This is a genomic window from Pseudoxanthomonas sp. 22568, from assembly GCF_052044485.1.
Lineage (GTDB): Bacteria > Pseudomonadota > Gammaproteobacteria > Xanthomonadales > Xanthomonadaceae > Pseudoxanthomonas_A > Pseudoxanthomonas_A beigongshangi.
In genome coordinates this window covers 383,772-409,646 of sequence record NZ_JBQENC010000002.1, presented here as the reverse complement: position 1 = coordinate 409,646, position 25,875 = coordinate 383,772, and the positions used below count along the sequence as shown (strand labels likewise).

Sequence of the window (25,875 nt, the reverse complement as noted above, 5' to 3'; positions counted from 1 at the left end):
GATGTCGTTCAGGCCGCGCCCTGCGCCGTCCAGGGCAGATCCGGCAGCTCCCCGCCGGCGGTGGCGGCGGCGATCGCCGCATCGCTGCCGCTCACCTCGATGTCGTTGTCCGCGTACCACGCCGGGGCGTAGTAGCTGTGCGCGTAGCGCTCGCCGGCATCGCACAGGATGGTCACGATCGAACCCGCGCGTCCAGCCTGTTTCATCCGCTGCGCCGCCCACAGCACGCCGACGAAGTTGGTGCCGGTGGAACCGCCGACCCGGCGTCCCAGCCGCGCGCTGACCTCTCGCATCGCGGCCAGCGACAGCGCGTCCGGCACCTTGACCATCGCGTCCACGCAACTGGGCAGGAAGCTGGCTTCCACCCGTGGCCGGCCGATGCCCTCGATGCGCGAACCGCCGGTGCTGGACAGCTCGCGCCACGGCCGGCCGGCCAATGCTTCCCGGTAGCCGTCGTAGAACATCGAGATTTCCGGATCCGCGCACAGGATGTCGGTGGCGTGCTGGCGGTAGCGCACATAGCGGCCGAGGGTGGCGGCGGTGCCGCCGGTACCGGGGCTGCAGACGATCCAGGCCGGCACCGGGTGCGGTTCGGCCGCCATCTGCTTGAAAATCGATTCGGCGATGTTGTTGTTGGCGCGCCAGTCGGTGGCGCGCTCGGCGTAGGTGAACTGATCCATGAAATGCCCGCCGGTCTCGCGCGCGAGCTGGCGCGAGGCATCGTCGAGATCGCAGGCGCGTTCGATCAGGTGGCAGCGACCGCCCTGGAATTCGATCGCGGCGATTTTCTCCGGCGAAGTGCTGGCCGGAATCACCGCGATGAACGGCAAGCCGAGCAGGCGCGCGAAGTAGGCCTCCGACACCGCCGTGGATCCGCTGGACGCCTCGATGACCGGCGCGCCCTCGCGCAGCCAGCCGTTGGCGAGCGCGTACAGGAACAGCGAGCGCGCCAGCCGGTGCTTGAGGCTGCCGGTGGGATGGCTGGATTCGTCCTTGAAATAGAAATCGATGTCCGGATAGCCCGGCAGCGACAGCGGAATCAGGTGGGTGTCGGCCGAACGGTTGAAATCGGCTTCGATCCTGCGGATGGACGCGGCCACCCAGTGACGGTGCGACATGGAGCGGGAATGTCCGGGCAAGTGGAAACGGGGCTGGAGCGGTCGCCCGGCATTATCCCACTTCCGCCCGGGCGCCGCGGTTGGCGCGATGCCAGCCGCGGTCCGGCCCGGCCTCCCCGAGCAGATTCCCTGATCAGATCCTCGGCAGATCGAACACCAGCACTTCCGCGCTGCGGCCGCCGGCGACGGTGACCAGCGGCTCGCCGTCGTACAGCAGGGCATCGCCGGCCGCCAGCGCATGACCATTGACGGTCAGCTCGCCGCGGGCGACATGCACGTACCCGAGCCGGCCCTCGGCCAGGCGCAGTTCGGCTTTCTCGTCGCCGTCGAACAGGCCGGCGTAGACGCGCGCGTCCTGATGGATGCCCACCGAACCGTCCGCGCCGTCCGGGCTGGCGATCAGGCGCAGGTGGCCCTGCTTTTCCTGGGCGGAAAACGCCTTCTGCTCATAGGAAGGCGGTATGCCCTGGCGGTCCGGGATGATCCAGATCTGCAGGAAATGGGTGGCGCCGGATTCGCTGTAATTGAATTCCGAATGCTGCACGCCGGTGCCGGCGCTCATCCGCTGCACATCGCCCGGCACGATGCTGGACGCGTTGCCCATCGAATCCTTGTGGCCCAATGCGCCTTCCAGCACGTAGCTGATGATTTCCATGTCGCGGTGCCCGTGCTGGCCGAAACCGCGCCCGGCTTCCACGCGATCCTCGTTGATGACCCGCAGCGGGCCCCAGTGCACGTGGTTGTCGTCGTAATAGCCGGCGAACGAGAAGCTGTGCCAGGAATCCAGCCAGCCATGGTTGGCGTGGCCGCGCTCGGCGGCCGGACGCAGGGTGATCATCGGGGAACCTCCACGGGAAACGTTGGCGAAAGGATGTGGTTCCGCCCGCGCAGGATAAACGGGCCGCCGGCCAATGGGCTGTTCCAATTTCGAGACAATAGGACTTCCAGACCGCATCGATTCGCAAGAAACGGAACGAATCGGCGCCCGCGCTGGCCTGTCGACACCCGTATCCGCCGCCCGCTTCCTGCGCTTGCCCGGCACCACTCCAGGCCGGGCCGGGAGCCCGGCGACGCTCCAGGGACGCAAAACGCAATCAATGTCATCCGGATGAGTGCGTTGCATTAAACTTGTCGGGTTTTCCGTTTTGATGTTCTGCCAATGCCCTTCGTCGTCACCGAGAACTGCATCAAATGCAAGTACACCGATTGCGTGGAAGTCTGCCCGGTGGATTGTTTCCACGAGGGTCCGAACTTCCTGGTGATCGATCCCGATGAGTGCATCGACTGCACGCTGTGCGAACCGGAATGCCCGATCAACGCGATCTATCCGGAGGACGACGTCCCCGCCGGGCAGGAAAACTACGTGCAGTTGAACGCGGAGCTATCGCGGGCCTGGCCGGTGATCACCACCCGCAAGGAACCGCTGCCCGACGCCAAGGAATGGGAAGGCAAGCCCGGCAAGCTGCCGCTGCTGGAACGTTGATCGCCATGCGCCGGCACGCCGGCGAATCCGCCCCGCGCCGCGCGCGACGGGCATGAAAAAGGCGCCTTGCGGCGCCTTTTCCGTTTCAGGCGATGCCCGGGCTCAGTTGCCGAGCTTGGCCTTGAGCGCGGCGATCAGCTTGGTCGGCGCGTCACCCTGCGCGGGCAGGCCGCGCGGATCCACGGCCGAGACATAGGCGCCGGCCTGAACACCGACCACGCGCACCAGGAAGTTGCTGCCTTCGTAGTTCACGTCGTAGGTGCCCAGCAGCTGCGCGCGGCTGGCGATGGTCACGCCTTCGATACCACCGAGCGCGTCGCCGACCTTGGTGAACACCTCGTCGCGGCTACCGGTGGCGTTGAAACCGGTGTTGGAAGCGGCGGCCGGCGCGCTGCCCTGGCCCTGCGACTGCACCTGCGAAGCGGTGGCCGGCAGGTTCATCGCGCCGGCGGTGCTGGGCAGGTTGAGATCCGGCGGGACTTCCAGCGGACGCATTTCCGGGCTCAGCGCATAGTCGCCCTTGGCGCCCTTCTTGCTGAACCACTTGCAGCCCGACAGGCCGCCGGCCATGGAAACGGCCAGCAGCGCGAGGGCGAGCGGACGCATGAGCGAAGGCGAAAAACGCATGGTGTTCTCCTGGGTTCAGGCCGCGATCGTTTCGCGGCTGGATTGTTCTTCGAGCCGGCTCGCCTGTTCGGCCAGACGGTTCGCGGTGTCGTGGTGGGCCTCGGACAGCGGCAGCAGCGGCAGGCGCAGCCCGCTGCCGACGTCCTGGCGCTGCAGCAGCGCCTTGACCGGGATGGGATTGGATTCCACCCCGAGGAAGCCATAGATGTCGCCGAGTTCGGCGTCGAGCGCGGCGACCGCCGCGGCATCTCCGGCGCGGGCGCGATCGCACAGCCTGCGGAAGGTACGCGGCAGCGCGTTGGAGCCGACCGAGATCAGTCCGTCGGCACCGGCCAGCATGGCGCGGCCGGCGGTGGGATCGTCGCCGCTGAGGATCACGAAACCGTCGTTGCGCAGCGCCAGCAGCGCGGTCATGCGCTCGGGCTCGGAACGGGCTTCCTTGATGCCGATGATGTGCGGGTGCGGCGCAAGCTGGGCCACCGTCTCCGGCAACAGATCGCAACCGGTGCGGCCCGGCACGTTGTACAGGACCACCGGCAGGCCGCCCTGCTCGGCCACCGCGCGGTAATGCGCGACCAGGCCGGCCTGGGTGGGACGCACGTAAGGCGGAGTGACCACCAGCGCGTAGTCGGCGCCGGCGACCTGCGCGCGGCGGGTCTGGGCGATGGTCTTGGCGGTGTTCATCTGCCCGGTACCGGCCAGCACGGGAATGCGGCCGCCGAGGATTTCCACCGCCACGCGCAGCAGCCGCTCGTATTCCTCGTCCGACAGCGCGGCCGCCTCGCCGGTCGAACCGGCGACGACCACGCCCTGCGTGCCGCCGTCGATCTGCCGTTTGAGCAGTCGGCGCCAGGCGTCGAGGTCGAGTTCGCCAGCGGCCGTGAACGGCGTGGCCAGTGCGGTAATGCTGCCGGAAAGGGACAAGCGTTTGCCTTCTTGAACGTCTTCGTTGAACAGGGGCGGCGCGGAATCCGCGCACCCTGCGATGTTACTTGCGGCGTGAAAGCGCGGGCAAGTATGCTGGATCCCGTGCCGGGCGCCCGCCCGGGGTGCCATTCAGACTCGCCGCCCTGCCGGAAGCCGCTTTGACCGATCCCACGCCCCGGCCTTCGCCGAACGAAAACCACCTCCTGATCAACGCCTATACGACGCATCCGGAGTCCCCGCTGTTGGCGGTGACGCGCCGGATCGCGGACAGTGGCTGCAATCTGGTCGATGCCCGCCTGTCCACGGTGGGCCGGGACGTGTCGGTGACCGCGCTGGCGACCGGTTCCTGGGACTCGGTGGCCAAGCTGGAGGCGATGATGACCCGGCTGGAGCGCGAGGAAGGCCTGAAGCTGGTCTGGTACCGCACCGGTCCCAAGGTCGTGCAGTCCAACCTGCTGCCGTACATCGTGGAAGTGGTGGCCGCCGACAAGCCGGGCATCCTGTTCCAGCTGGCCGACTTCTTCGACCGCCAAGGCATCACCATCGAGAACCTGCAGAGCACCCGCTACCGCGCCATGCAGACCGGCGCGGAGATGTTCTCGGCGCAGGTGACCATCGGGGTGCCGGCCAACATGCACATCGCCGCGCTGCGCGACGATTTCCTCGAATTCTGCGACCATCTGAACCTGGACGCGATCATGGATCCGATGAAGTTCTGATGGCGATTGACATTCCGGCCCTCGAAGCGATGTTCTGTGATATCCGCGAGAAGACGGATTGGAATATCGATGGCCCGATGCTGTGGGGTTATTTCTTCACGGATTCCTCGCCGGTCAAGCTTGGGAATCTGAGGAAAGTGCTGGAACGGGAAGGTTACTCGTTCGTCGATTTGTTTGTGCCAGAGCTCGACGAAGGGCAGGATGAGTACTACTTTCTGCATATGGAACGCATCGAGTCGCACTCGGTCCTTTCACTCCACGAGCGTAACCAACACTTCTACGCGCTGGCTGCGGACCACGGCATCGGCACCTACGATGGCATGGATGTCGGTCCCACCCCCGCCCTGGACGCCTGAACACGATGGCTACCGTCGGCAAATCCCTGCCCAAATCTACCCTCAAGCTGCCGCTGGCGCTGTCCGGCGGCGAAACCGCCACCCTCGCCGACCATGCCGGCCAGTGGCTGGTGCTGTATTTCTATCCGAAGGACAGCACGCCCGGCTGCACCACCGAGGGCCTGGATTTCAACGCGCTGCTGCCGAAGTTCAAGAAATTGAATGCCAGCGTGCTCGGCGTGTCGCGCGATTCGGTCAAGTCGCACGACAATTTCTGCGCCAAGCAGGGCTTCAGATTCCCGCTGGTCAGCGATGCCGACGAGACGCTGTGCCAGGCCTTCGACGTGATCCACGAGAAGAACATGTACGGCCGCAAGGTGCTCGGCGTGGTCCGCAGCACCTTCCTGATTTCACCTGACGGCCGCCTCGCCCAGGAGTGGCGCGGCGTCAAGGTTCCCGGCCATGCCCAGGCCGTGCTGGATGCACTGAAGGCGCTCCAAACCCAGTGATCGAACGGTGCTCCCTTTTCTCCACCATCCCGAGTCGCGGCGGGCGTGGTGGTTCGCTGCTGTGCGCTCTCCGCGGCGCGTGTTCACACATATCATCCTCCATGAGGCTGCCTGAATGACCCGAAGCAAGCGCATCTATGTGCTGGACACCAACGTGCTGATGCACGACCCCACGGCGCTGTTCAAGTTCGAAGAACACGACGTGTTCCTGCCGATGCAGGTGATCGAGGAACTGGACAACGCCAAGAAGGGCACCTCCGAAGTCAGCCGCAACGCCCGCCAGGTCAGCCGTTTCCTCAACGAACTGATCGTGGGCGCCGGCGCCGACCACATCCAGGCCGGCATCACCCTGACCCATCCGCAGGGCCTGCAGCTGAAGGCGCGTGGACAGATCGGCAAGCTGTATTTCCAGGTCAAGCCGGTGGACCCCGGCCGCACCTTCGGCACTGTCGCGCCGGACAACAAGATCCTGGCGGCGGTGCTGGAACTGCGCGAGGAGCATCCGGAAGTCCCGGTCATCCTGGTGTCCAAGGACATCAACCTGCGCATCAAGGCCTCGATCAGCGGACTGGCCGCCGAGGACTACGAGAACGATCGCGCGCTCGACGATTTCAGCCTGCTGTACACCGGCGCCACCGAGCTGGGCGAGGATTTCTGGCACAAGCACAACGCCGATCTGCGCAGTTGGAGCGACAAGGGCCGCACCAGTTACGAGATCACCCTGGCCGACGACGAGGATTGGCATCCGAACCAGTACCTGTACCTGCCCGGCGACGACGAAGTCGAACTGCGGGTGGTCAAGGTCGGCGCGGATCGCAAGGCCACGCTCACCATCGTCGATGATTTCCGCCACGGCCAGCATGCGGTGTGGGGCATCACCGCGCGCAACCGCGAACAGAACTTCGCGCTCAACGCGCTGATGGATCCGGAGATCGATTTCGTCACCCTGCTCGGCACCGCCGGCACCGGCAAGACCCTGCTGGCGCTGGCCGCCGGCCTGGCCCAGACGATGGACCAGCAGCGCTACCGCGAGATCATCATGACCCGCGCCACCGTCAGCGTCGGCGAGGACATCGGCTTCCTGCCCGGCACGGAGGAGGAAAAGATGACCCCATGGATGGGCGCGCTGACCGACAACCTGGAAGTGCTCACCCACAACCAGGAAGGCGGTGCCTGGGGCCGTGCGGCGACCAACGATCTGCTTGCCAGCCGGATCAAGATCCGTTCGATGAACTTCATGCGCGGCCGCACCTTCCTGAGCCGATACCTGATCCTCGACGAGGCGCAGAACCTGACCCCCAAACAGATGAAGACCCTGATCACGCGCGCCGGCCCGGGCACCAAGATCGTCTGCCTGGGCAACGTCGAGCAGATCGACACGCCCTACCTGACCGAGACCACTTCCGGCCTCACCTACGCGGTGGATCGGTTCAAGGGCTGGGCGCACAGCGCGCACATCACCCTGCGCCGCGGCGAACGTTCGCGACTGGCGGACTACGCTTCGGAAGTGCTGTAAGAAGCACGCCGGTGGCGATGCCGGTTCGCGCCGGCATCGCCGCCGCGCACCCGCGGCAAGGCGGATACGGGGCTGATCGCATAGACTCGTCCGCTGGTTCGGCGAATCCATCCTGCACATGGGCATGCAACTTCCGCGCTGGGTCTGGATCGGCGCGATTGCGCTGGCTTGCGTGGCCGGCATGGTCAACGTCATCGGCTTCCTGGGCTTCGAACACCAGGCGATCAGCCATCTCACCGGCACCACCAGCCTGCTCGGCGCGGCGTTGGCGGCCGGCGACGGCCGTTCCATCGCCCACCTGTGGGGCGTGCTGATCGCCTTCTGCCTCGGCGCGACCCTGAGCGGGCTGATCATCCAGGACCAGACCCTGCAGCTCGGGCGCCGCTACGGCGTGGTGCTGACGGTGGAAGCGCTGCTGCTGGCGGCATCGGTGCCGCTGTTCCAGCAGGAACAGATCTGGGGCGGGCTGCTGGCCGCCACCGCGTGCGGCCTGCAGAATGCGATGGTCACCACCTACAGCGGCGCGCTGGTCCGCACCACCCATCTCAGCGGCATGTTCACCGACCTGGGCATCGGCCTGGGCCACCTGATCCGCGGACGTCCGCTGCCGATGCGCCGGCTCACCCTGAGCGGGCTGATCATCAGCGGTTTCCTGGCCGGCGGCGTGATCGGCGCCTGGCTGTTCCGGCGCTGGAGCTATGAAGCGTTGTTCGCGCCGGCCCTGCTGACCGGCATGACCGGACTGGGCTACGTGATCTACCGGCACTGGCGCGTGCACCGGTCCGCGCGCGGATAGCCCGGGTCGCCGCGGCGCGGACGGATGGCACAATGTCGGCCATGACGCATCCTTCCGTGGTTTCCGCCCTCACCATCGCCGGCTCCGACTCCGGTGGTGGCGCCGGCATCCAGGCTGATCTCAAGACCTTCGCCGCGCATGGGGTGCATGGCCTGTCGGCCATCGCCGCGCTGACCGCCCAGCACACCCGCGGCGTGATCGCGGTGAACGTGCCGCCGATGGATTTCCTGCGCGCGCAGCTGGACGCCTGCTTCGAGGATTTCGACGTGCGCGTGGCCAAGCTGGGCATGCTCGCCACTGCCGACGTCATCGGCACGGTCGCCGGGGTCCTGCGCGCGCGCGCGCCGGCATTCGTGGTGGTGGATCCGGTGATGGTCGCCACCAGCGGCGCCAAGCTGCTGGAGGACAGCGCCCTGCAGGCATTGCGCGGACACCTGCTGCCGCTGGCCAGCGTGGTCACGCCGAACCTGCCGGAAGCCGAGCTGCTGCTCGGTGGCCGCGGGATCACCAGCCTGGACGACATGCATGCCGCCGCGCTCGCCCTACGCGAGCTGGGCGCGAAGGCGGTGTTCCTGAAAGGCGGACACCTGCCGGGCGCGGACGACGTCACCGATCTGTTCGCCGACGCCTCCGGCGTGCGCGGCATTTCCCATCCGCGCCTGGCGCTGGAAGCGCACGGCACCGGCTGCGCCCTGGCCTCGGCGATCGCCGCCAACCTGTGCCGCGGCATGGCGCTGGCCGACGCCTGCTTCGCCGCCTCCGACTACGTGCATGCCGCTCTGAAGCAGGGCTATCGCCCCGGCCGCAGCGCGGTCGTCGTCCTGGACCATTTCGGAGCCTCGCCTTGCCGATGAACATCGACGCCCGCGAACTGCCGGCGGCCAGCGCCGATGGCCATGCCTGGACACTGGCCGCGCGCGTGCCGGAACAACCTCGCGCGCATCTGCTCTGGCTGCCGGCGCTCGGCGTCGCCGCCCGTCACTATCTGCCGTTCGCCGAGGCGCTGGCCGCGCGCGGCGTCGCGGTGTACCTGCACGAATGGCGCGGCAACGGCGGCAGCAACCTGCGCCCGGATCGCCGGCACGACTGGGGCTATCGCGAACTGCTCACCGAGGATCTGCCGGCCAGCCACGCGCTGGTGCGGGCACAGGCCGCCGGCTCCGCCAGCTTCATCGGCGGGCACAGCCTGGGCGGGCAACTGGCCGCCTGCTACCTGGGCCTGCATCCGCAGGCGTTCGAGCGGCTGTGGCTGGTCGCCAGCGGCACTCCGTACTGGAAAACCTTCGCCCCGCCACGCGGCTGGCTGCTGCCGTGGTTCTACCAGTTCGCGATCTGGCTGGCGCGCCGACGCGGCACCTTTCCCGGCCGGCGGCTGGGCTTCGGCGGCGAGGAGGCGCGCGGCCTGATCGGCGACTGGGCCACGGTGGGCCTGAGCGGCCACTACGCCGCCGTCGGGCTGGACGCGGATCTGGACGCGGCCATGGCCGGGGCGGCTCCTGCGATCCGCGGCGTGCTGTTCAACCGCGACTGGCTGGCGCCGCCGGCCTCGCTGGCCGGGCTGCTGGTGAAATTCCCGCGCGCGCGCAAGCACGTGTTGCGGCTGGACGCCCGCGCGCTGGGCACCCACGCCGATCATTTCGCCTGGATGAAGCAACCCGACGGTGTCGCCACCGCGCTGTGCGGAACGGACGACGCGGACTGAGGCTCAGCCGACCACGATGCAGTCGCGGCCCTTGCGCTTGGCCTGGTAGAGGCCGCGGTCGGCGGCGTCGATCCAGTCGCTCACGGTCGCCATCGACGGACTGATCTCGGCCAGGCCGATGCTGACCGTGCAGCGCAGACCGTCGCGGGTGAATGCGTAGGCCGCCACTTGCCGGCGCAGGCGCTCGGCCGCGACGATCGCGTCCTCCCATTGTGTCTCCGGCATGACGATGCCGAATTCATCGCCGCCATAGCGCCCGCCGGTGTCCGCATCGCGCAGGCAGGCCTTCATCAGGCGCGCGAATTCCTCCACCACGCCGTCGCCGATGGTGTGCCCGCGGGTGTCGTTGATCTGCTTGAAATGGTCGATGTCGATCAACACCAGCACCGCCGGCCGGCGTGCGCGCTGGTAGCGGTTGAGTTCCACCGACACCGCGTACAGCCACTGCTGCCGGTTCATCAGGCCGGTGGCGGCGTCGAAGCGCGCCATCTTCTCCAGCAGATCCTTGTGCTGCTGCGCCTTGCGCGAGATGGCATGGGTGGCGAAGCCGATCGCCATCGGGTAGATCGCCAGGAACGGCAGGCAGGCCAGCACCACCGGATAGCTGGTCCGCGGTTCGAAGGCGAATCCCCAGGCCGCGCTCGCGGCCAGGCAGGTCAGCGCCATCGCCCCGAGCGTGCGGGCGCCGAAGCGCGGACCGCCGATGATGACCTTGTCCATGGTGAGCATCACCGCCAGCAGCGCGCTGGGCAGCGCATCGAAGCGCATCGCGGCGACCCAGAAACCGCCCATCGCGGCGTCGAAGGTCAGGTTGCGGTATTCGTCGTTGATCGGGTCCGCGCTGCGGCGGATGCGCCAATAGGCCAGGTGCGGCCAGACCAGGCCGTTGAACAGCAGCAGCAGCCACAGGCCGGGACCGTCACCGTGTTCGTGCAGGACCGCGCCGACGCAGAGGGTGCCCAGCCCCAGTCCCAGCACCCGCATCCGATAGGTACGGAAGCCGAAGCGGCTGCGGGTCTGCTCGTCGATGCGGTTCGCGCGTTCCAGTGGCAAGACAAGCGGTCGGTGGCTCCGTCCGGCGGATTCTCCGCGAACGGGCCGGCAGCGTCCAGCGGCGAAGGCATGCGTCGGCGCCGTGCGCCCGCGTACGTCGGGTCAGGCCGCCTCGTATCCGCGCGGATTCATCGACTGCCAGCGCCAGGCGTCTTCGCACATGGCGTCGACATCCAGGCCCGCGCGCCAGCCCAGCATGGCCTGCGCGCGCGAAGGATCCGCATAGACTTCGGCCACATCGCCGGTGCGGCGGCCAACGATCTCGTACGGGATTTCCCGCCCCGAGGCCCGTGCGAAGGCCCGGACCAGTTCCAGCACGCTGACACCCTGCCCGGTTCCCAGGTTGACGGTCAGGTTGCCGCCCGCATGCGCGGGCGCGGCCAGCGCGTCGGCGTGGGCGCGCGCCAGATCGGTCACGTGGATGTAGTCGCGCACGCCGGTGCCGTCGCGGGTGGGGTAATCCCCGCCGAAGATGTGCAGGCGTTCGCGCCGGCCCACCGCCACCTGGCAGATATAGGGCATCAGGTTATTGGGGATGCCGGCGGGATCCTCTCCGATCAATCCGGATACATGCGCGCCCACCGGGTTGAAATAGCGCAGGTTGACGACATGGAAATCCGGATCCGCGCGGCACAGATCGCCGATCAGCTCTTCCATCACCAGCTTGGTGCGGCCGTAGGGATTGGTGACCCGCAGAGGCGCCTCTTCATGGATGGGGACCTGTTCCGGATCGCCGTAGACCGTGGCCGAGGAGCTGAACACCAGGCGGCGCACGCCGGACGCGCGCATGGCCTGCAGCAGGTGGATGGTGCCGCCGATGTTGTTCTCGAAGTAGTCCAGGGGGCGCTCGCAGGATTCGCCGACCGATTTCAGCGCGGCGAAATGGACCACGGCGTCGTAGGCGTGCGCGTCGAACAGCGCGTGGATGGCGGCCCGGTCGCGCAGATCGAGGGTATGGCAGACCGGCACCTGGCCGGTGATCCTTTCCAGCCGGCCCAGCACCCGCGGTGAGCTGTTTGAGAAGTTGTCGGCGATGTGCACGTGGTGACCGCGCGCGGCCAGTTCCACATAGGTGTGCGCACCGATGTAGCCGGCACCGCCACAGAGCAGGATACGCATTCCCCGGTCCCGTCGATTCGTCCCATGGCCCGGCCCGGGATGGGCCGTGCTCCATCCCGTGATACGCGAGGACCGCGCCGGACAGGCCAACCCCGCGTCCGGGCCCCGGCGTGTCCTCTCCGCGATGGTTTGCGCGTTTCCCGGCGTACACACCCGCTAGACTTCAGCGGTCGCATGTCCACCACAGGGGAACGACGTTTGATGAATGCCTCACTGCCCGCGCTCGACCAGGTCAAGATCGCCGTGATCGGCCTTGGCTACGTCGGCCTCCCGCTCGCCACGGCCTTCGGGCGCCGCTTCCCCACGCTGGGGTTCGACATCAACGGCAAGCGCGTGCAGGAACTGCGCCGCCACCACGACCACACCCTGGAAGTCTCCGAGGCTGAGCTCAAGGCCGCCAGCCTGCTGGATTTCAGCGATGATCCGGAAGCGCTCAAGGGCTGCAACGTCTTCATCGTGACCGTGCCCACCCCCATCGACGAGTACAAGCGCCCGGACCTGCGCCCGCTGGAATCGGCCAGCCGCACCGTCGGCCGCGCGATCGGTCCCGGCGGCGTGGCCATCTACGAGTCCACCGTCTACCCCGGCGCGACCGAGGAAGTCTGCGTGCCGATCATCGCGCGCGAGTCCGGGCTGGTGTTCAACGATGATTTCTACGCCGGCTACAGCCCCGAGCGCATCAACCCGGGCGACAAGCAGCACCGCCTGGAAACCATCACCAAGGTGACCTCCGGTTCCACTCCGGAAGTGGCCGATTTCGTCGATGCGCTGTACGGCGCGATCGTCACCGCCGGCACCCACAAGGCCTCCAGCATCCGCGTGGCCGAGGCGGCCAAGGTCATCGAGAACACCCAGCGCGACGTCAACATCGCCCTGATCAACGAGCTGGCGCTGATCTTCCATCGCCTGGGCATCGACACCCACGAGGTGCTGGAAGCCGCCGGCACCAAGTGGAACTTCCTGCCGTTCCGCCCCGGCCTCGTCGGCGGCCACTGCATCGGCGTGGATCCCTATTACCTGACCCACAAGGCCCAGCAGATCGGCTACCACCCGGACGTGATCCTGGCCGGCCGCCGGATCAACGATGGCATGGGCGGGCACGTGGCCCAGCGCGTGGCCAAGCTGATGGGCCAGCGCGGCCTGCAGACCACCCGCTCCAACGTGCTGATCCTGGGCCTGGCGTTCAAGGAGAACTGCCCGGACCTGCGCAATACCCGGGTGGTGGACATCGTCGCCGAACTGCGCAGCTACAACGCCAACGTGCACATCCATGACCCGTGGGTGAGCGCGACCGAGGCGCGCGAGGAATACGGGCTGGAACTGGTTGCCGACCCCCAGCCGGGCGCGTACGACGCGGTGATCCTGGCGGTCTCGCACCGCGAGTTCATCGCCCTGGGCGTGGACGGCATCCGCGGCTTCGGCAAGCCCGGCGCGGTATTATTCGACGTCAAGCGCGCCCTGCCGCGCGCGGCGGTCGACGACAGCCTCTAGACACGGCTCCGCCTACCGTCGGACTCCCCATCCGAACCGTCCAAGGGCTTCCATGCGCGTACTGGTCACCGGCGCCGCCGGCTTCATCGGCTATCACCTGAGCGAGCGCCTGTTGGCGCGCGGCGACGAGGTGCTCGGCTATGACAACCTCAACCCGTATTACGACCCGCGGCTGAAGCAGGCCCGTCTGGACCGCCTGCTGCCGCAGCCCGGCTTCCAGTTCGTGAACGCCGCGCTGGAGGACCGCACCGCGCTGGAGCAGGCCTTCGACGGCTTCCGCCCGCAGCGGGTGGTCAACCTGGCCGCGCAGGCCGGCGTGCGCTATTCGCTGGAGAACCCGCAGGCGTATATCGACAGCAACATCGTCGGATTCACCAATATCCTGGAAGCCTGTCGCCATCGCCGGGTCGAGCACCTGGTGTACGCGTCCTCCAGTTCGGTCTACGGCGCCAACCGCAAGCTGCCGTTCGCGGTCGAGGACAGCGTCGACCACCCGGTCAGCCTGTACGCGGCCAGCAAGAAGGCCAATGAACTGATGGCGCACACCTACAGCCACCTGTTCGACCTGCCCACCACCGGCCTGCGCTTCTTCACCGTCTACGGACCGTGGGGCCGGCCGGACATGGCGCTGTTCCTGTTCACCCGCAGGATCCTCGCCGGTGAACCGATCGACGTGTTCAACCACGGCCGCCACACCCGCGACTTCACCTATATCGACGACATCGTCGAGGGTGTGATCCGCACCCTGGACCGGGTGCCCGGGCCGGACCCGGACTATGACCCGCTGGCGCCCAGCCCGGCCACCTCCAGCGCGCCGTACCGCGTGTACAACATCGGCAACCACCAGCCGGTGGAACTGCTGCGCTACATCGAGGTGCTGGAGGATTGCCTGGGCCGCAAGGCCGAGCGCAGCCTGCTGCCGCTGCAGCCGGGCGACGTGCCGGACACCTATGCCGACGTCGCCGCGCTGAGCCGGGACACCGGCTACGCGCCGTCCACGCCGATCGAGACCGGCGTGCGCCGTTTCGTCGACTGGTACCGGGATTTCTACCGGGTCTGACCCCTTCCGCTTGGCCGGTTTCGGCCGTCCGCCGCGTTTTCCCGGGTAATCCACACCACAGGGGAAACTTCCGATGAGACGCGCCCTTGCCGGCCTTGCTGCCGCAGGTCTTTCGCTACTGCTCGCCGCGTGCGCCACCACCTCGGGCAGCGACGCGCCGCCGCCGGTCGCCACCACCACGATGGCCACCGACGCCTACCACATCGGCGTGGACGACATCGTCCAGGTCTCGGTGTGGCGCAATCCGGAACTTGGCATCACCGTGCCGGTCCGCCCGGACGGCATGATCTCCGTGCCACTGGTGGGCGATGTCTCCGCCGGTGGCCGCACCCCGCAGGAAGTCGCCAAGGACATCCAGGACAAACTGGCCGCGTTCGTGCGCGATCCGCAGGTGGCGGTGATCCTCACCGACCTGCGCAGCCATGAGTACCTTTCGCGCGTGCGCGTGACCGGTGCCGTGCGCCAGCCGGTGTCGCTGCCCTACCGTCCCGGCATGACGGTGCTGGACGCCGTGCTGGCCGCCGGCGGCATCACCGAGTTCGCCGCGCCGGATCGTTCCGACCTGCATCGCAAGAGCGCGGAGGAAACCCGCACCTACGCCGTGCGGCTGGACCGCATCCTCAACCGGGGTGACCTGAGCACCAACTACCCGGTCTCCCCCGGCGACGTGATCACCGTGCCCGAGCGGACGTTCTGATGAGCAACAATCCCCTTCCCGTCGCCCGCCGCGCGATCACCGCGCCGCAGGCCGCCGCGACCACGCTGACCCCGAACGAACTGGTGCCGATCCTGCTGGAGGAAGCCAAGCGCAACCGCCTGGCGATGGCCGCGATCTTCGCCGCGATCGCGCTGCTGACGCTGGTCGTGGGGCTGCTGGTGCTGCCCAAGAACTACACCGCCGCCACCACCATCCTGGCCCAGGAAAGCGACATCATCCAGCCACTGCTGGAAGGCCGCGCGGTGGCCACCCAGGTGGTGGACCGCGCCGGCATCGCCCGCCAGGTCATCTACAGCCGCAAGGTGCTGGAAGAAGCGATGAAGGCCGGCGGCTGGCTGGAAAGCAAGCCTTCCCCGGTGGAACAGGATCGATTGCTGGAACAGCTCAAGGGCCGCATCGCGATCACCAGCCCGCGCCCGAACCTGGTCCAGATCGCGTACCGCGACACCGACGCCAAGCGCACCTTCGACGTCACCGAGCGGCTGGGCGCGCTGTTCATCCAGGAAAGCCTGGCCGCCAAGGAACGCGAGAGCCGCGAGGCCTACGAGTTCATCGACAGCCAGGTCACCGACTACCACGCCAAGCTGATGGAAGCGGAGAACAAGCTGCGCGACTACCGTTCGGCCAACGCCGACGCCCAGCCCGGCAGCGCCACCGACGCCAACACCCGCATCAGCGCCCTGCGCACCCAGGTCGAACAGACCCGGATGTCACTGCTGGAACAGCGTTCGCGCGAAGGCGCGATCGCCTCCCAGCTGTCGGGCGAATCGGCGGTGACCGCGGTGGCCACCCGCGAAAGCCTGTACCGCGCGCAACTGCTGGAACTGCAGGGCCAGCTGGATCGGCTGCTGCTCAACTACACCGAACAGCACCCTGACGTGGTCCGCATCCGCCACCAGATGGCGGACCTGCAGCAGGCCATGACCAACGAACAGCAGCGCCGCGCGCAGGCGCCGCAGGGCAACAGCCCGTTCGACGACACCCAGATGAACCCGCTGTACCAGGAACTGCGCAGCCAGCAGGCACAGACCCGGCGCGAAGTCGCCGCGACCCAGTCGCGGATGTCGATCGCCGAGTCGATGCTCAACGATGAACTCAACCGCAGCCGCCGCATCGCCGAGTCGGAAAGCGCGCTGGCCGAGCTGACCCGCGACTACGAAGTCAACCGCGACATCTACCAGGATCTGCTGCGCCGGCGCGAGAACGCCCGCGTGTCGATGGAGCTGGATCGCGAGAAGCGCGGCCTGACCCTGCGCGTGCAGGATCCGGCGACGATGCCGCTGCGCCCGACCGGCCTGCGCTTCCTGCACTTCGCCATCGCCGGCCTGCTGGTGGCGGTCGCGCTGCCGATCGGCCTGCTGTTCCTGCGCGCCCGCTTCGACCCGCGCATCCGCTCGGCCCGCCAGCTGCAGAAGGCCACCGGCCTGGTGCTGCTGACCTCGGTGCCGGCCTACGCGTCGCCGCACGATCGCCGCCTGCAGCTCAAGCGCAACGCGCTGAGCATCGGCATGCTCGTCGTCGTCGTCCTCGCCTATGCCTTGGCCTTCGGGCTGAAGCAGATGGCCGCAGCCTGAGGACGATGCCATGCAACAAGCCACTCTGGAACCGCTCGTGACCCCGGACAACGAACGTTCGCAAGGCGTGCCCAACCGCGCCGACACCGCCCGCTCCCTGGCCCTCATGGATGAACCCAAGGCGCTGACGCCGCGCGAGCTCGAGGAGCGCCGGGTCATCCACCGCAACGATTCGGTACGCGAACAGGCCGACGCCTTCCGCGAGCTGCGCACGCGCCTGCTGGCGCTGGGCGGCGAGCGCAATTTCGTCACCCTGGTCGCGCCGGTCACTCACGGCTGCGGCGGCAGTTTCGTCGCCCGCAACCTGGCGGCCGCGTTCGCCTTCGACGACAGCAAGTCGGCGCTGCTGGTCGACTGCGACGCACTGCATCCCACCCAGCACACCGCGTTGCGCATCGACGCCGGCCACGGCGGGCTGATGGATTACCTGGAGGACAGCGAGGGCGACCTGGCGCGGATCATCTACCGCACCGGCGTGCCGCGGCTGCGCCTGATTCCCAGCGGTCCGCAGCGCGAGACCAGCGGCGAGGCCTACAGTTCGTTCAAGATGCGGGCGATGGTCGATTCGCTGCGCAGCCGTTATCCCGACCGCTACCTGATCCTCGACAGCCCCTCGGTGCTGGGTTCGCCGGACGCGCGCATCCTCTCCGAACTGGCGGATCTGGTCGTGCTGGTGGCCGGCTACGGCAAGGCAACCCCGGAAAACATCGAGAAGGCCGTCGCCAGCTTCCCGCACGAGAAGGTCGCCGGCGTGGTCTTCAACCAGATTCCCTGATACGCAAGGAGCAGGCGCATGCCGATGAAGTATGTGGGAGCCTCGGTCATCACCGCCGCCACGCTCGCCGGGATCCCGGCCGACGCCTGGGCCGCCCGGGTCGACTACACCGTCGACCTGGGCGTGGAGGACAACGACAACGTCACCCTCGCGCCCTTCGATCCGATCCAGCAGCGTTACCTGCGCGCGGGCCTGGGATTCACCGTCACCGAAAACCTGTCGGCGCTGCAGCTGAGCCTGGGTGGACGGGTGGAATACCGGGACTACGAGGACGACGTGTTCGACGACACCGTCGACGGCACCCTCAGCGGACGGATGAACTGGATTGCCATTCCCGAGCGCCTGTTCTTCACCGTCGAGGACAACCTGTCGGTGCAGCCGGTCAATGCGCTGGCGCCGGATGCGCCCGGCAACCGCCAGCAGGTCAACGTGTTCTCGCTCGGCCCGACCCTGCTGTTCAACTGGAGTTCCGCGCTGCGCGGCCAGGCCGAGCTGCGCTACGTCAACAGCGATGCCGAGATCACCGACGAATTCAACTCGCAGCGCGTCGCCGCCGCGTTGCGCGCGATCAAGGAATTCTCGGCGACCAGCCGGATGTCGGCGAACTTCCAGGCACAGCGGGTGGATTTCGACAATGATGTCGTCGCCCGCGACTACAACCGCTACGACCTGTTCGCCCGCTACTCGCGCACGCTCGCGCATTTCGAGCTCGGCGCCGACCTGGGCTATTCGCGCATCGACTACCGCCAGGGCGAAAGCCGTTCGGATCCGTTGATCCGACTGGACGCCGAGTGGAACCCGACCTCGCGCAGCCAGTTCACCGCCGCCATCGCCAGCCAGTTCTCCGATACCGCCACGGACGCACTGCGCGGCATCGATACCGACGCACCGGCCACCGTGCCCGAACACGTGCTGACCGGCGACGCCATCGTCAACGCGTCGCCTTACGAGGTGCGCAGCCTGGACCTGGGCTACCAGTTCACCAGCACCCGCACCAACTTCTCGATTTCGCCCTATGTGCAGAAGCGCAACTACGTGGATTCGGACGAGTTCGACCAGAAGAACCGCGGCGCGCGCTTCGACCTGCACTGGCTGGTGCGGCAGTCGTTGACCCTGGGCACCTACGCGACCCACGAGAAGCTCGAATACACCGTGCTCAATCGCGAGGACAAGACCACCCGCCTGGGCGCGACCCTGCGCTACGAATGGTCGCGGCACTGGAGCCTGGGCCTGCTGTGGGAGCGCTACAAGCGCGAAAGCACCGATCTGGGCCAGGACGTCTCGCAGAACATCGTCTATCTGAGCGTGTCCTACACCAACCGTTGAGGCCGCCATCATGCGCACGCGCCCCTCGCCTTCCCCGTCGCCCGCTTCGCGCATGAAGAGCCATGGCTGGCCCAGCGTGTTCCTGCTGGCGCTGGCCCTGCTGGCCGCGGCGATGGGCCAGTGCAGCGAAACCGGCGCCGGCCTGCCGGAACAGAAGGCCGCCACTCCGCCGCCTCCACCGGCCGAGGCGCCCTCGCCGGCGGCGCCCGCGATGGCGGCGGCGACCGGCAAGGATGCGCTGAACCTCGAACTTTCGCGGGTGGACCGGCGCTCGTCGGCGTACTCGCGCTTCCGCGGCTGGGTCGACAGCGCGGTGGCCGGCAGCCCCGGTTACGCGTTCGCCGCCGGCGACGCGGCGCTGATGTTCCTGCTCAGCGATGGCGCCAAGTATTGCGACATGGCCGTGCGCATGGTCGAGCAGCAGGTATCCGAAGCCGAGGCGACGATCGCCTCCGGCGGCCGTCCGGCGATCTCCGGCGACTCCTACCTGGAAGTCGGCCCGCACCTGGCCGACCTGGCGATGACCCTGCACAGCTGCCCGGCGGACATCGACGCCGCGCGGCGCAAGCGCTGGTCCGACTATGCCGAGCAGGCGGTGTGGAATGTCTGGCATCCGGCGCAGGCGCAGTGGGGCGGCAAGGCGCATCCGTGGAGCGGCTGGTCGATCGACAATCCCGGCAACAACTACTACTACAGTTTCCTGGAAGCGACCATGTACTGGGCGCTGGTCAGCGGCAATCCGACCTGGATGAAGGAATTGCGCGAGCGCCGCCTGCCGCCGCTGCAGGCGTACTTCGCCGGCCTGCCCGGCGGCGGCAGCCGCGAAGGCACCGGCTACGGCGCGGCGCAGATGCGCCTGTTCGGCCTGTACCGGCTGTGGCGCGACAGCACCGGCGAGGATCTGGCCAACGCCAATCCGCACGCGCACGACAGCATCGCCTACTGGGTGCATGCGACCGTACCGACGATGGATCGCTTCGCGCCGATCGGCGACCAGGCACGCAACTCGGTTCCGGAACTGTTCGACTACCACCGCCGGCTGGTGCTGGAAGCGCGCCAGCTCACCCAGGAACCGAATGCGCTGGCGATGTCGTCCTGGTGGCTGGGCCACATCTCGGTGCCGCGGATGAGCCAGGGCTTCAACAGCCGCTACGATCTGCTGCCCGCCGGCGAAGGCGGTGCGGCGCCGACCGATCTGATCTACCTGGCCGAGGGCGCGGGCCATCTGTTCGCCCGCACCGGCTGGGACAAGGACGCGATGTGGCTGTCGTTCGTCGCCGGTCCCTACAACGAGAGCCATGCGCACCAGGACCAGGGTTCGTTCACCCTGTTCGCACGCGACTGGCTGGCGGTGAGCGAGAACATCTGGAGCCATAGCGGCATCCAGCAGGGCACGCCGGTCCACAACGTGGTCCGCTTCGAACGCAGCAACCCCGACGCCCAGCAGTGCGCCGCGCCGCGCGGCGACGTGGTCGTGCACCAGTGCGAATCACCGCAGTCACGCTCCAAACTCAGCCTGACCCGCAATCCGGATGGCGGACTGACCGCGACCGCCGACCTGACCCCCGTCTATCGCGGCAATCCCGCGCTGGACAGCTGGCAGCGGCGCATCGATTTCGGCGGCCGCAAGCTGCTGGTGCGCGACACCTTCAAGCTCGGCACGGGCACGCGCGCGATCTTCCAGGTCAACGTGCCGGAGAAGCCACGCATCCAGGGCAACGAGGCGCACGCCGGGCGGCTGAAGATCCGGGTGCTGGAACCGGCCGGCGCCACCCTGCGCGCGCACGACTGGAGCAGCGTGGACGCGCAGGAGTTCCGCAGCGGCTGGCGGCTGGACGTGGAAGGCGGCCAAGCCGGCTATCTGGTCGAACTCAGTGAACAATGATGCTTCCGTCACAGTTCCACTCCGGTGACGCCGCTGTTCGGGTCATGTCATCGTCACGACTTCCCCACCAAACGATCTAAAACCTGAACAAGCAGGGGCCGCAGGGGCCGCTATCGGCGGTCGAGTCCGTTATGCGGCTATGATGCGCTCGCCGTTGCGCGGGTCGATGTGGCTAGGGGGAGCCGCAGCGGGCGATCATTCACAGGTCGTATCTTTCCTTTCTGCGCGCGGTTTCCTTGCCAGGAGATCCCCTTGTCGCGCATCCCGTTTTCCGGTGTCCCCCGCCCGCCGCGGTCCGCCCGCTGGCGCCGTTTTACCCTGTCCTTCTTTGTTGCCCTGCCCCTGCTGGCGGGGCTCGGCGCAGCCAGCGCCGCAGGCCTGCTGGGCCAGCGCGCCCAATGGACCACGGTTCGCGTCTGGCACGATGTGCGTGCCGCCGCCGCCCAGATCGGGACGTTCGCGCGTACCCCGTTCGTGCGTCTCGGCGTCCGCAAGCCGGCCGCCGGCGAAACCCCGGTCATTCCGCCCTCCGTGCAGGTGCCGGTCACCGGCGGCGCGAGCGCGCAGAACTCTTCGCAGCCCCGTCTGGTCGCCCTGCCCTCCGCGCGCCTGTATGTAAACCGCAGCTCCGCCGCCTACACCCGCTTCAAGAACTGGGTCGATGCCGCCGTCGGCAACGGCGGCACGGGTTACGGGTTCACCGCCAGCGAGGCGGCGATGATGTACCAGTTGTCGCCGGAAACCCGGTACTGCACGCTGGCCATCAACATCACCGAACGCCAGGTGACGGAGGCGGAAGCCGCCATCGCCGCTGGCGGCCGCCCCGCGGTCTCCGGGGATTCCTATCTGGAAGTCGGCACCATGATCGCCGACGTGGCGACCACGCTGGACACCTGCGGAAGCTTCCTCACCGCCAGCCAGCGCAGCCGTTGGTCCGCCTACGCCGAGCAGGCCGTCTGGAACATCTGGAACTACAACAGCGCGCAATGGGGCGGGCGTTCGTTCCCGTGGTCGGGCTGGTCCACCAGCAACCCGGGCAACAACTATTACTACAGCTTCCTGGAAGCGACCATGTACTGGGCGCTGGCCAGCAAGAGCAACACCTGGAAGAACTTCCTGCAGACCAACAAGCTGCCCGCGCTGCGCGAGTACTTCGCCCGCCTGCCCGGCGGCGGCAGCAGCGAAGGCACCGGCTACGGCACCTCGCACATGCGTTTGTTCTCGCTGTACCGGCTGTGGCGCGACGCGACGGGCACGGATCTCGCGTCGGCCAGCCCGCACGCGACCGACAGCATCTACTACTGGGCACATGCCACCGTACCGACGATGGATCGCTTCGCCCCGATCGGCGACCAGGCGCGCAACTCGGTTCCGGAGCTGTACGACTACCATCGCCGGCTCGTGCTGGAAGCACGCCAACTCGCCACCACCGCCGAGGCAAGCAATGTCGCCACCTGGTGGCTGCGCAACATTTCAGTGGCGCAGATGACCTCGGGTTTCAACTATCGCTACGACCTGTTGCCCGCGGGCTCCACTCCGGTCCAACCCAGCACGCTGGTCTATCACGCCAGAGGCGTGGGCCATCTGTTCGCCCGCACCGGCTGGGATCGCAGCGCGATGTGGGTGGCGATCGTCGCCGGCCCGTACAACGAGAGCCATGCGCACCAGGACCAGGGGTCGTTCACCCTGTTCGCCGGTGACTGGCTGGCGGTGACCGCCAATATCTGGAGCCATAGCGGCATCAACCAGGGAACCGATGTCCACAACATCGTGCGGTTCGCCCGCAACGGCACGGTGGTCCGCCAGTGCGAGTCGACGACCCGCGCATCCACCCTCAGCGTCAACCCGGGTTCCGGCGGTTCGTTCACCGCCAATGCCAACCTGACCCCGGCCTTCTGCGACAACACCGCGGTGACCTCCTGGCAGCGCCAGTTCACCTTCGCCAACCGGCGCCTGACCGTGCGCGATCAGTTCGCCGTCACCAGCGGCACCACCGCGACCTTCCAGGTCAACGTACCCGTGGCGCCGACCCTGGTGAACAGCCGCGAAGCGGTCGCCGGACGCCTGCGGGTGCGGGTGCTCGAGCCGGCCAACGCCACCATCAACAGCAATTTCAGCTCGGGCAAGTACGTCGAGGACGGTGCGCGCTATCGCATCGACGTGACCGGCGGCACCAGCGGTTACGTCGTGGAGCTGAGCGAGATCTGATCCGGCCTGGCCCGCCTGCGCGACGCTCAGCCGTTGCGCAGGCGGCGACGCAGGTCCAGCAGCGGAGTCGGCACAAAAGTCGCCGACCACAGGCCCAGGCCACGCAGCGACATCCGGCTGGCCAACGCCTGCGACAACATCCTGCGCGCGCCGCGGATGTTGCGCGCGTGCAGCAGGTGCTGGCCGAAGTCGGTGCGGATGGCCCGCAGCTTGGCGTCCACCCGCGCCTGCGGCACGCCCAGCGTCCTGCCCAGGGTCACGGCGTTGTGCAGTTCCGCTCGTGCGCAGCGTTCGATGCGGCTGGTGATGCTGCCGGCGGCCGGGGTGTAGCGCCCGATCAGTTCGCCGCATGCCAGCACCCGCCAGCCGGCGTGGGCGATGCGCAGCCACAGGTGGTAATCCTCGGCGCCCACGAGTTCCGGCGATTCGTCGAAACCGCCCAGCGCCTCGAACGCCTGCCGGCGCACCACCGTCATCGAGGTACAGACCCGGTTGCACTCCCACAGGGCGTCGAAATCCAGTTCCGGCGGCAGCGCCGGCGCGCGCGCGCGACCATGCAGCAGGCCGGCGCGCGGATCGCGCCCCAATTCCAGTTGCCGTTCAAGCTTGTGCGGCAACCAGCTGTCGTCGGCGTCGAGGAACGCGATCCATTCACCGGCACAGGCGCGCGCGCCGGCGTTGCGGGCGGCGGCGGGGCCTGCGTTGGCCTGGCGCAGCAGGCGCACCCGCCCGCCGTAGCCGGCCAGCACCTCGGCCAGCCGGTCGCCGTCGGCGGAGCCATCGTCCACCACGATCACCTGGCGGGCGGGCACGGTCTGGGCGAACACGCTGTCCAGCGCCACCGCGATGGTCGCGGCGGCGTTGTAGGCGGGAATCACGACGGCATAGGAGTCGGTGGCTTCGGGCGTGGCGGTCATCGTCGGATCAGGTCGTCACCGGCTTGCGCTTCCACAGCGCGTGCCGGATGTACTGGAGCATGTACCAGGCCGCGCGCGGCGCGCTCAGTCCCTCGACCTGGCGATAGATGCGCCACTGCCAACCGGCAGCGCGCAGTTTGTTGGCCGACACCGAACCATTGCGCACCAGGTAGTACGCCAACGGGGCGTCGCCCGGCACCCGCACCGCGCTGCCGGCGCGGCGCACCCGATCCAGCCAGAACACGTAGTCCTCGTGCCCCATCTTCTGGAACGAAGCCTCGCCCAGGCGGCGGTCGTAGATGCCGGTGAGATTGCCGATGTGGTTGCTGCCCAGCATGCGGCGGTAGTCGACTTCCAGCGGCGGCGACACCTTCGACAGCAGGCGGCCGTCCTCCGCCACCCGCTGGTAGCTGGCGTAGCAGACCATCGCGCCGGTCTCGCGCATCCGCGCGAGCTGCAGTTCCAGCTTGCGCGGTTCCCACCAGTCGTCGCTGTCGAGAAAGGCGATGTGGGTGCCGCGCGCGGCGCGCAGCCCGGTGTTGCGCGCCGCCGCCACCCCGCCGTTGGGCTGGCGCACGGCCACGACGCGTTCGTCGCGGCGCGCCAGTTCCTCGACGATGGCGGCGGAACCATCGCGCGAGCCGTCGTCGATCAGGATCAGTTCCAGTTGCCCGAAGCTCTGCGCCAGCACCGATTCGGCCGAACGCCGCAGGGTCTGCTCGGCGTTGTAGACCGGCATGATCACGCTCACCAGCGTGTCGGCGTCCTGCGCGGGCAAGCGGGCGGCCAAGGTGTTCACGCGGCGTCCCGGGCGACCATGTTGCGACCCGAACCCGCCCACGACGAACGCGGCGCCGGCAGGACGAAATCGCGGTAGTCGTTGGGATTGCCCTGGCGCCCGGTCTCGGCGGCCTTGGCGATGTTGTAGGCCTCGCGCGCGCTGACGTAGTGCAGCACGTAGCGCTGGCCATCGTTGTAGGCCGATTCCAGATGCGCGTGCATGGCATCCACCGGCGCGCCGAGCAGCGTGTCCATGTCCGCTTCCTGGGTGCCGTGGGTGTGGATCTTGATGAACACCCACTCCGGCCGGCCCTCGACGTGCACGCCGGTACGCACCCACGCGTCCACGCGTTCGGCGGTGGGCGGCTGGCCGCCGCGCACGTCGGCATTCTCGATGCGCGGGATCAGGCCCATCCGGCGGTCCCGCCAGTTCAGTCCCAGCGGTCCCTGGATCAGCATCAGGTCGCCGCTGGGCGTACCGCCCACCCGCACCGGGGTGCCGTCGTCGTGCGACTTGGGCGCGTGCGGATCGTCGGTGGCGTAGTAGATCGAATTGATGATCCGGGTCTGGGTATCGCTCGGCGCCGAGGGCATGGTGAAGTCGGCGTAGCAACCCAGTTCGCGCAGCAGGATCAGTTCGTTGTCGATGCCGCACCAGCGGCCGTCGGGACGCGAATTGTCCAGGCACCAGTTGCCGTGGATGAAGCCGAAGCGCAGTTCACCGCTGGCCGGATCGCGCGGCAGCGCGCCGTGCCGCTCGTGCAGGATATGGCAGAAGCGGGTGATGCTCTGGCGGAAATTGGCCTCGGTGTCGTTGTCGTGGTGCAGGTGCACCTCGATTTCGCCGTAGCCATCGGCACACAGTTCGGCCAGCTTCTCCAGGTGTTCCGGCGCGTACTCCTCTTCCGGATAGAAGAAGCTGTGCTGCGGCGGTCGCCCGTCCGCGTCGCGGTGGCGCGCGGCCATGTCCCGGTACTCGCGGCACCAGCGGTCCACCCGCGTGCGCTGGGTGGCCAGGTCGGCACCGCGCCACATCGGTTCGAAGTGATCGACGAAGCAGAACATCACGTGGACCGGCCGGCCGGTGACCTGCGGCGGCTTGCGGCGCAGGTAACTGCCGATCCAGATTTCCATGTTGCGGGCGCGCAGCAGGCGCCAGATCGCGAAGGCACCGAGCGCCACGATGGCGGCCAGCACGGCCACTCCTGTCAGAACGTTCAAGCCTTCCCCCTGTCGC

Annotated in this window: 25 protein-coding genes; 16 read left to right on the top strand and 9 right to left on the bottom strand. The window is 68.0% G+C overall.

What is annotated here, in order from left to right:
* Nucleotides 1-8: 8 nt before the first annotated feature.
* Both ACTJI2_RS04245 and ACTJI2_RS04240 read right to left on the bottom strand, forming a co-directional pair.
* A complete protein-coding gene (locus ACTJI2_RS04245; protein ID WP_440841213.1) occupies nt 9-1,118 on the bottom strand; it encodes a PLP-dependent cysteine synthase family protein in 1,110 nt (369 codons plus the stop codon).
* A 133-nt stretch (nt 1,119-1,251) separates the two neighbouring features.
* On the bottom strand, nt 1,252-1,956 hold the full coding sequence (locus tag ACTJI2_RS04240; protein WP_440841212.1) for a pirin family protein: 705 nt from the start codon (nt 1,954-1,956) through the stop codon (nt 1,252-1,254).
* A 321-nt stretch (nt 1,957-2,277) separates the two neighbouring features.
* On the opposite strand from ACTJI2_RS04240, the gene fdxA reads away from it, so the two are divergent.
* Nucleotides 2,278-2,601: a ferredoxin FdxA gene (gene fdxA, locus ACTJI2_RS04235; protein ID WP_141453356.1), complete on the top strand. Its 324-nt coding sequence runs from the start codon at nt 2,278-2,280 to the stop codon at nt 2,599-2,601.
* A gap of 102 nt (nt 2,602-2,703) precedes the next feature.
* Here the strand turns inward: fdxA and ACTJI2_RS04230 are convergent, their stop codons facing one another.
* Nucleotides 2,704-3,228, bottom strand: a complete 525-nt coding sequence (locus tag ACTJI2_RS04230; RefSeq protein ID WP_440841211.1) for a hypothetical protein — start codon at nt 3,226-3,228, stop codon at nt 2,704-2,706.
* Between the two features lie 15 nt (nt 3,229-3,243).
* Nucleotides 3,244-4,152, bottom strand: a complete 909-nt coding sequence (gene dapA, locus ACTJI2_RS04225; protein ID WP_440841210.1) for a 4-hydroxy-tetrahydrodipicolinate synthase — start codon at nt 4,150-4,152, stop codon at nt 3,244-3,246.
* Nucleotides 4,153-4,313: 161 nt separating this feature from the next.
* Between dapA and ACTJI2_RS04220 the strand changes: the two genes are divergently transcribed.
* The 7 genes from ACTJI2_RS04220 to ACTJI2_RS04190 all read left to right on the top strand — a co-directional run bounded on the left by ACTJI2_RS04220 (nt 4,314) and on the right by ACTJI2_RS04190 (nt 9,732).
* Nucleotides 4,314-4,874 carry a glycine cleavage system protein R gene (locus ACTJI2_RS04220; RefSeq protein ID WP_141453362.1) on the top strand — a complete coding sequence of 187 codons (561 nt, stop codon included), beginning with the start codon at nt 4,314-4,316 and terminating at the stop codon, nt 4,872-4,874.
* Entirely contained in the window at nt 4,874-5,230 is a 357-nt protein-coding gene (locus ACTJI2_RS04215; RefSeq protein ID WP_141453364.1) for a ribonuclease E inhibitor RraB, read from the top strand. Before ACTJI2_RS04220 ends, ACTJI2_RS04215 begins: the two co-directional genes overlap by 1 nt.
* Before the next feature lie 5 nt (nt 5,231-5,235).
* Nucleotides 5,236-5,718 carry a peroxiredoxin gene (locus ACTJI2_RS04210; RefSeq protein ID WP_440841209.1) on the top strand — a complete coding sequence of 161 codons (483 nt, stop codon included), beginning with the start codon at nt 5,236-5,238 and terminating at the stop codon, nt 5,716-5,718.
* Between the two features lie 115 nt (nt 5,719-5,833).
* Complete coding sequence (locus ACTJI2_RS04205) at nt 5,834-7,234, top strand: PhoH family protein (RefSeq protein ID WP_183642502.1); 1,401 nt, start codon at nt 5,834-5,836, stop codon at nt 7,232-7,234.
* 118 nt (nt 7,235-7,352) lie between these two features.
* A complete protein-coding gene (locus tag ACTJI2_RS04200; RefSeq protein WP_141453369.1) occupies nt 7,353-8,030 on the top strand; it encodes a YoaK family protein in 678 nt (225 codons plus the stop codon).
* A 41-nt stretch (nt 8,031-8,071) separates the two neighbouring features.
* A complete protein-coding gene (gene thiD / locus ACTJI2_RS04195) occupies nt 8,072-8,884 on the top strand; it encodes a bifunctional hydroxymethylpyrimidine kinase/phosphomethylpyrimidine kinase (RefSeq protein WP_440841208.1) in 813 nt (270 codons plus the stop codon).
* Complete coding sequence (locus tag ACTJI2_RS04190; protein ID WP_440841207.1) at nt 8,881-9,732, top strand: alpha/beta hydrolase family protein; 852 nt, start codon at nt 8,881-8,883, stop codon at nt 9,730-9,732. Before thiD ends, ACTJI2_RS04190 begins: the two co-directional genes overlap by 4 nt.
* A 3-nt stretch (nt 9,733-9,735) precedes the next feature.
* Here ACTJI2_RS04190 and ACTJI2_RS04185 read toward each other — a convergent pair whose 3' ends face one another.
* Complete coding sequence (locus ACTJI2_RS04185; RefSeq protein WP_440841206.1) at nt 9,736-10,785, bottom strand: diguanylate cyclase; 1,050 nt, start codon at nt 10,783-10,785, stop codon at nt 9,736-9,738.
* 102 nt (nt 10,786-10,887) lie between these two features.
* Entirely contained in the window at nt 10,888-11,904 is a 1,017-nt protein-coding gene (galE, locus tag ACTJI2_RS04180; RefSeq protein WP_318288808.1) for a UDP-glucose 4-epimerase GalE, read from the bottom strand.
* A 201-nt stretch (nt 11,905-12,105) separates the two neighbouring features.
* Here galE and ACTJI2_RS04175 point away from each other — a divergent pair, with 201 nt between their 5' ends.
* The 8 genes from ACTJI2_RS04175 to ACTJI2_RS04140 all read left to right on the top strand — a co-directional run bounded on the left by ACTJI2_RS04175 (nt 12,106) and on the right by ACTJI2_RS04140 (nt 22,941).
* Nucleotides 12,106-13,395 (top strand): nucleotide sugar dehydrogenase, encoded by a 1,290-nt coding sequence (locus ACTJI2_RS04175; protein WP_440841205.1) that lies wholly within the window; start codon nt 12,106-12,108, stop codon nt 13,393-13,395.
* 52 nt (nt 13,396-13,447) lie between these two features.
* Nucleotides 13,448-14,455: an NAD-dependent epimerase gene (locus tag ACTJI2_RS04170; RefSeq protein ID WP_440841204.1), complete on the top strand. Its 1,008-nt coding sequence runs from the start codon at nt 13,448-13,450 to the stop codon at nt 14,453-14,455.
* A gap of 73 nt (nt 14,456-14,528) precedes the next feature.
* A complete protein-coding gene (locus ACTJI2_RS04165) occupies nt 14,529-15,152 on the top strand; it encodes an XrtA/PEP-CTERM system exopolysaccharide export protein (protein ID WP_141453383.1) in 624 nt (207 codons plus the stop codon).
* Nucleotides 15,152-16,747, top strand: coding sequence for an XrtA system polysaccharide chain length determinant (locus ACTJI2_RS04160; protein WP_440841203.1), 1,596 nt, complete (start codon nt 15,152-15,154; stop codon nt 16,745-16,747). The genes ACTJI2_RS04165 and ACTJI2_RS04160 overlap by 1 nt, the downstream gene beginning before the upstream one ends.
* A gap of 10 nt (nt 16,748-16,757) precedes the next feature.
* Nucleotides 16,758-17,522, top strand: coding sequence for a polysaccharide biosynthesis protein (locus tag ACTJI2_RS04155; protein ID WP_141453386.1), 765 nt, complete (start codon nt 16,758-16,760; stop codon nt 17,520-17,522).
* 18 nt (nt 17,523-17,540) lie between these two features.
* Complete coding sequence (locus ACTJI2_RS04150; RefSeq protein ID WP_192197596.1) at nt 17,541-18,848, top strand: hypothetical protein; 1,308 nt, start codon at nt 17,541-17,543, stop codon at nt 18,846-18,848.
* Nucleotides 18,849-18,858: 10 nt separating this feature from the next.
* Nucleotides 18,859-20,733: a hypothetical protein gene (locus ACTJI2_RS04145; protein ID WP_440841202.1), complete on the top strand. Its 1,875-nt coding sequence runs from the start codon at nt 18,859-18,861 to the stop codon at nt 20,731-20,733.
* Between the two features lie 252 nt (nt 20,734-20,985).
* Entirely contained in the window at nt 20,986-22,941 is a 1,956-nt protein-coding gene (locus tag ACTJI2_RS04140; RefSeq protein ID WP_440841201.1) for a hypothetical protein, read from the top strand.
* Nucleotides 22,942-22,967: 26 nt separating this feature from the next.
* On the opposite strand, the gene ACTJI2_RS04135 is transcribed toward ACTJI2_RS04140, so the two are convergent.
* From ACTJI2_RS04135 to ACTJI2_RS04125, 3 genes are read right to left on the bottom strand one after another with little or no spacing between them, the layout of a single operon-like run.
* Entirely contained in the window at nt 22,968-23,858 is an 891-nt protein-coding gene (locus ACTJI2_RS04135) for a glycosyltransferase family A protein (RefSeq protein WP_318288804.1), read from the bottom strand.
* A 7-nt stretch (nt 23,859-23,865) separates the two neighbouring features.
* On the bottom strand, nt 23,866-24,657 hold the full coding sequence (locus tag ACTJI2_RS04130) for a glycosyltransferase family 2 protein (protein ID WP_440841200.1): 792 nt from the start codon (nt 24,655-24,657) through the stop codon (nt 23,866-23,868).
* Nucleotides 24,654-25,859: a hypothetical protein gene (locus ACTJI2_RS04125; protein ID WP_440841199.1), complete on the bottom strand. Its 1,206-nt coding sequence runs from the start codon at nt 25,857-25,859 to the stop codon at nt 24,654-24,656. The genes ACTJI2_RS04130 and ACTJI2_RS04125 overlap by 4 nt, the downstream gene beginning before the upstream one ends.
* Nucleotides 25,860-25,875: the final 16 nt, after the last annotated feature.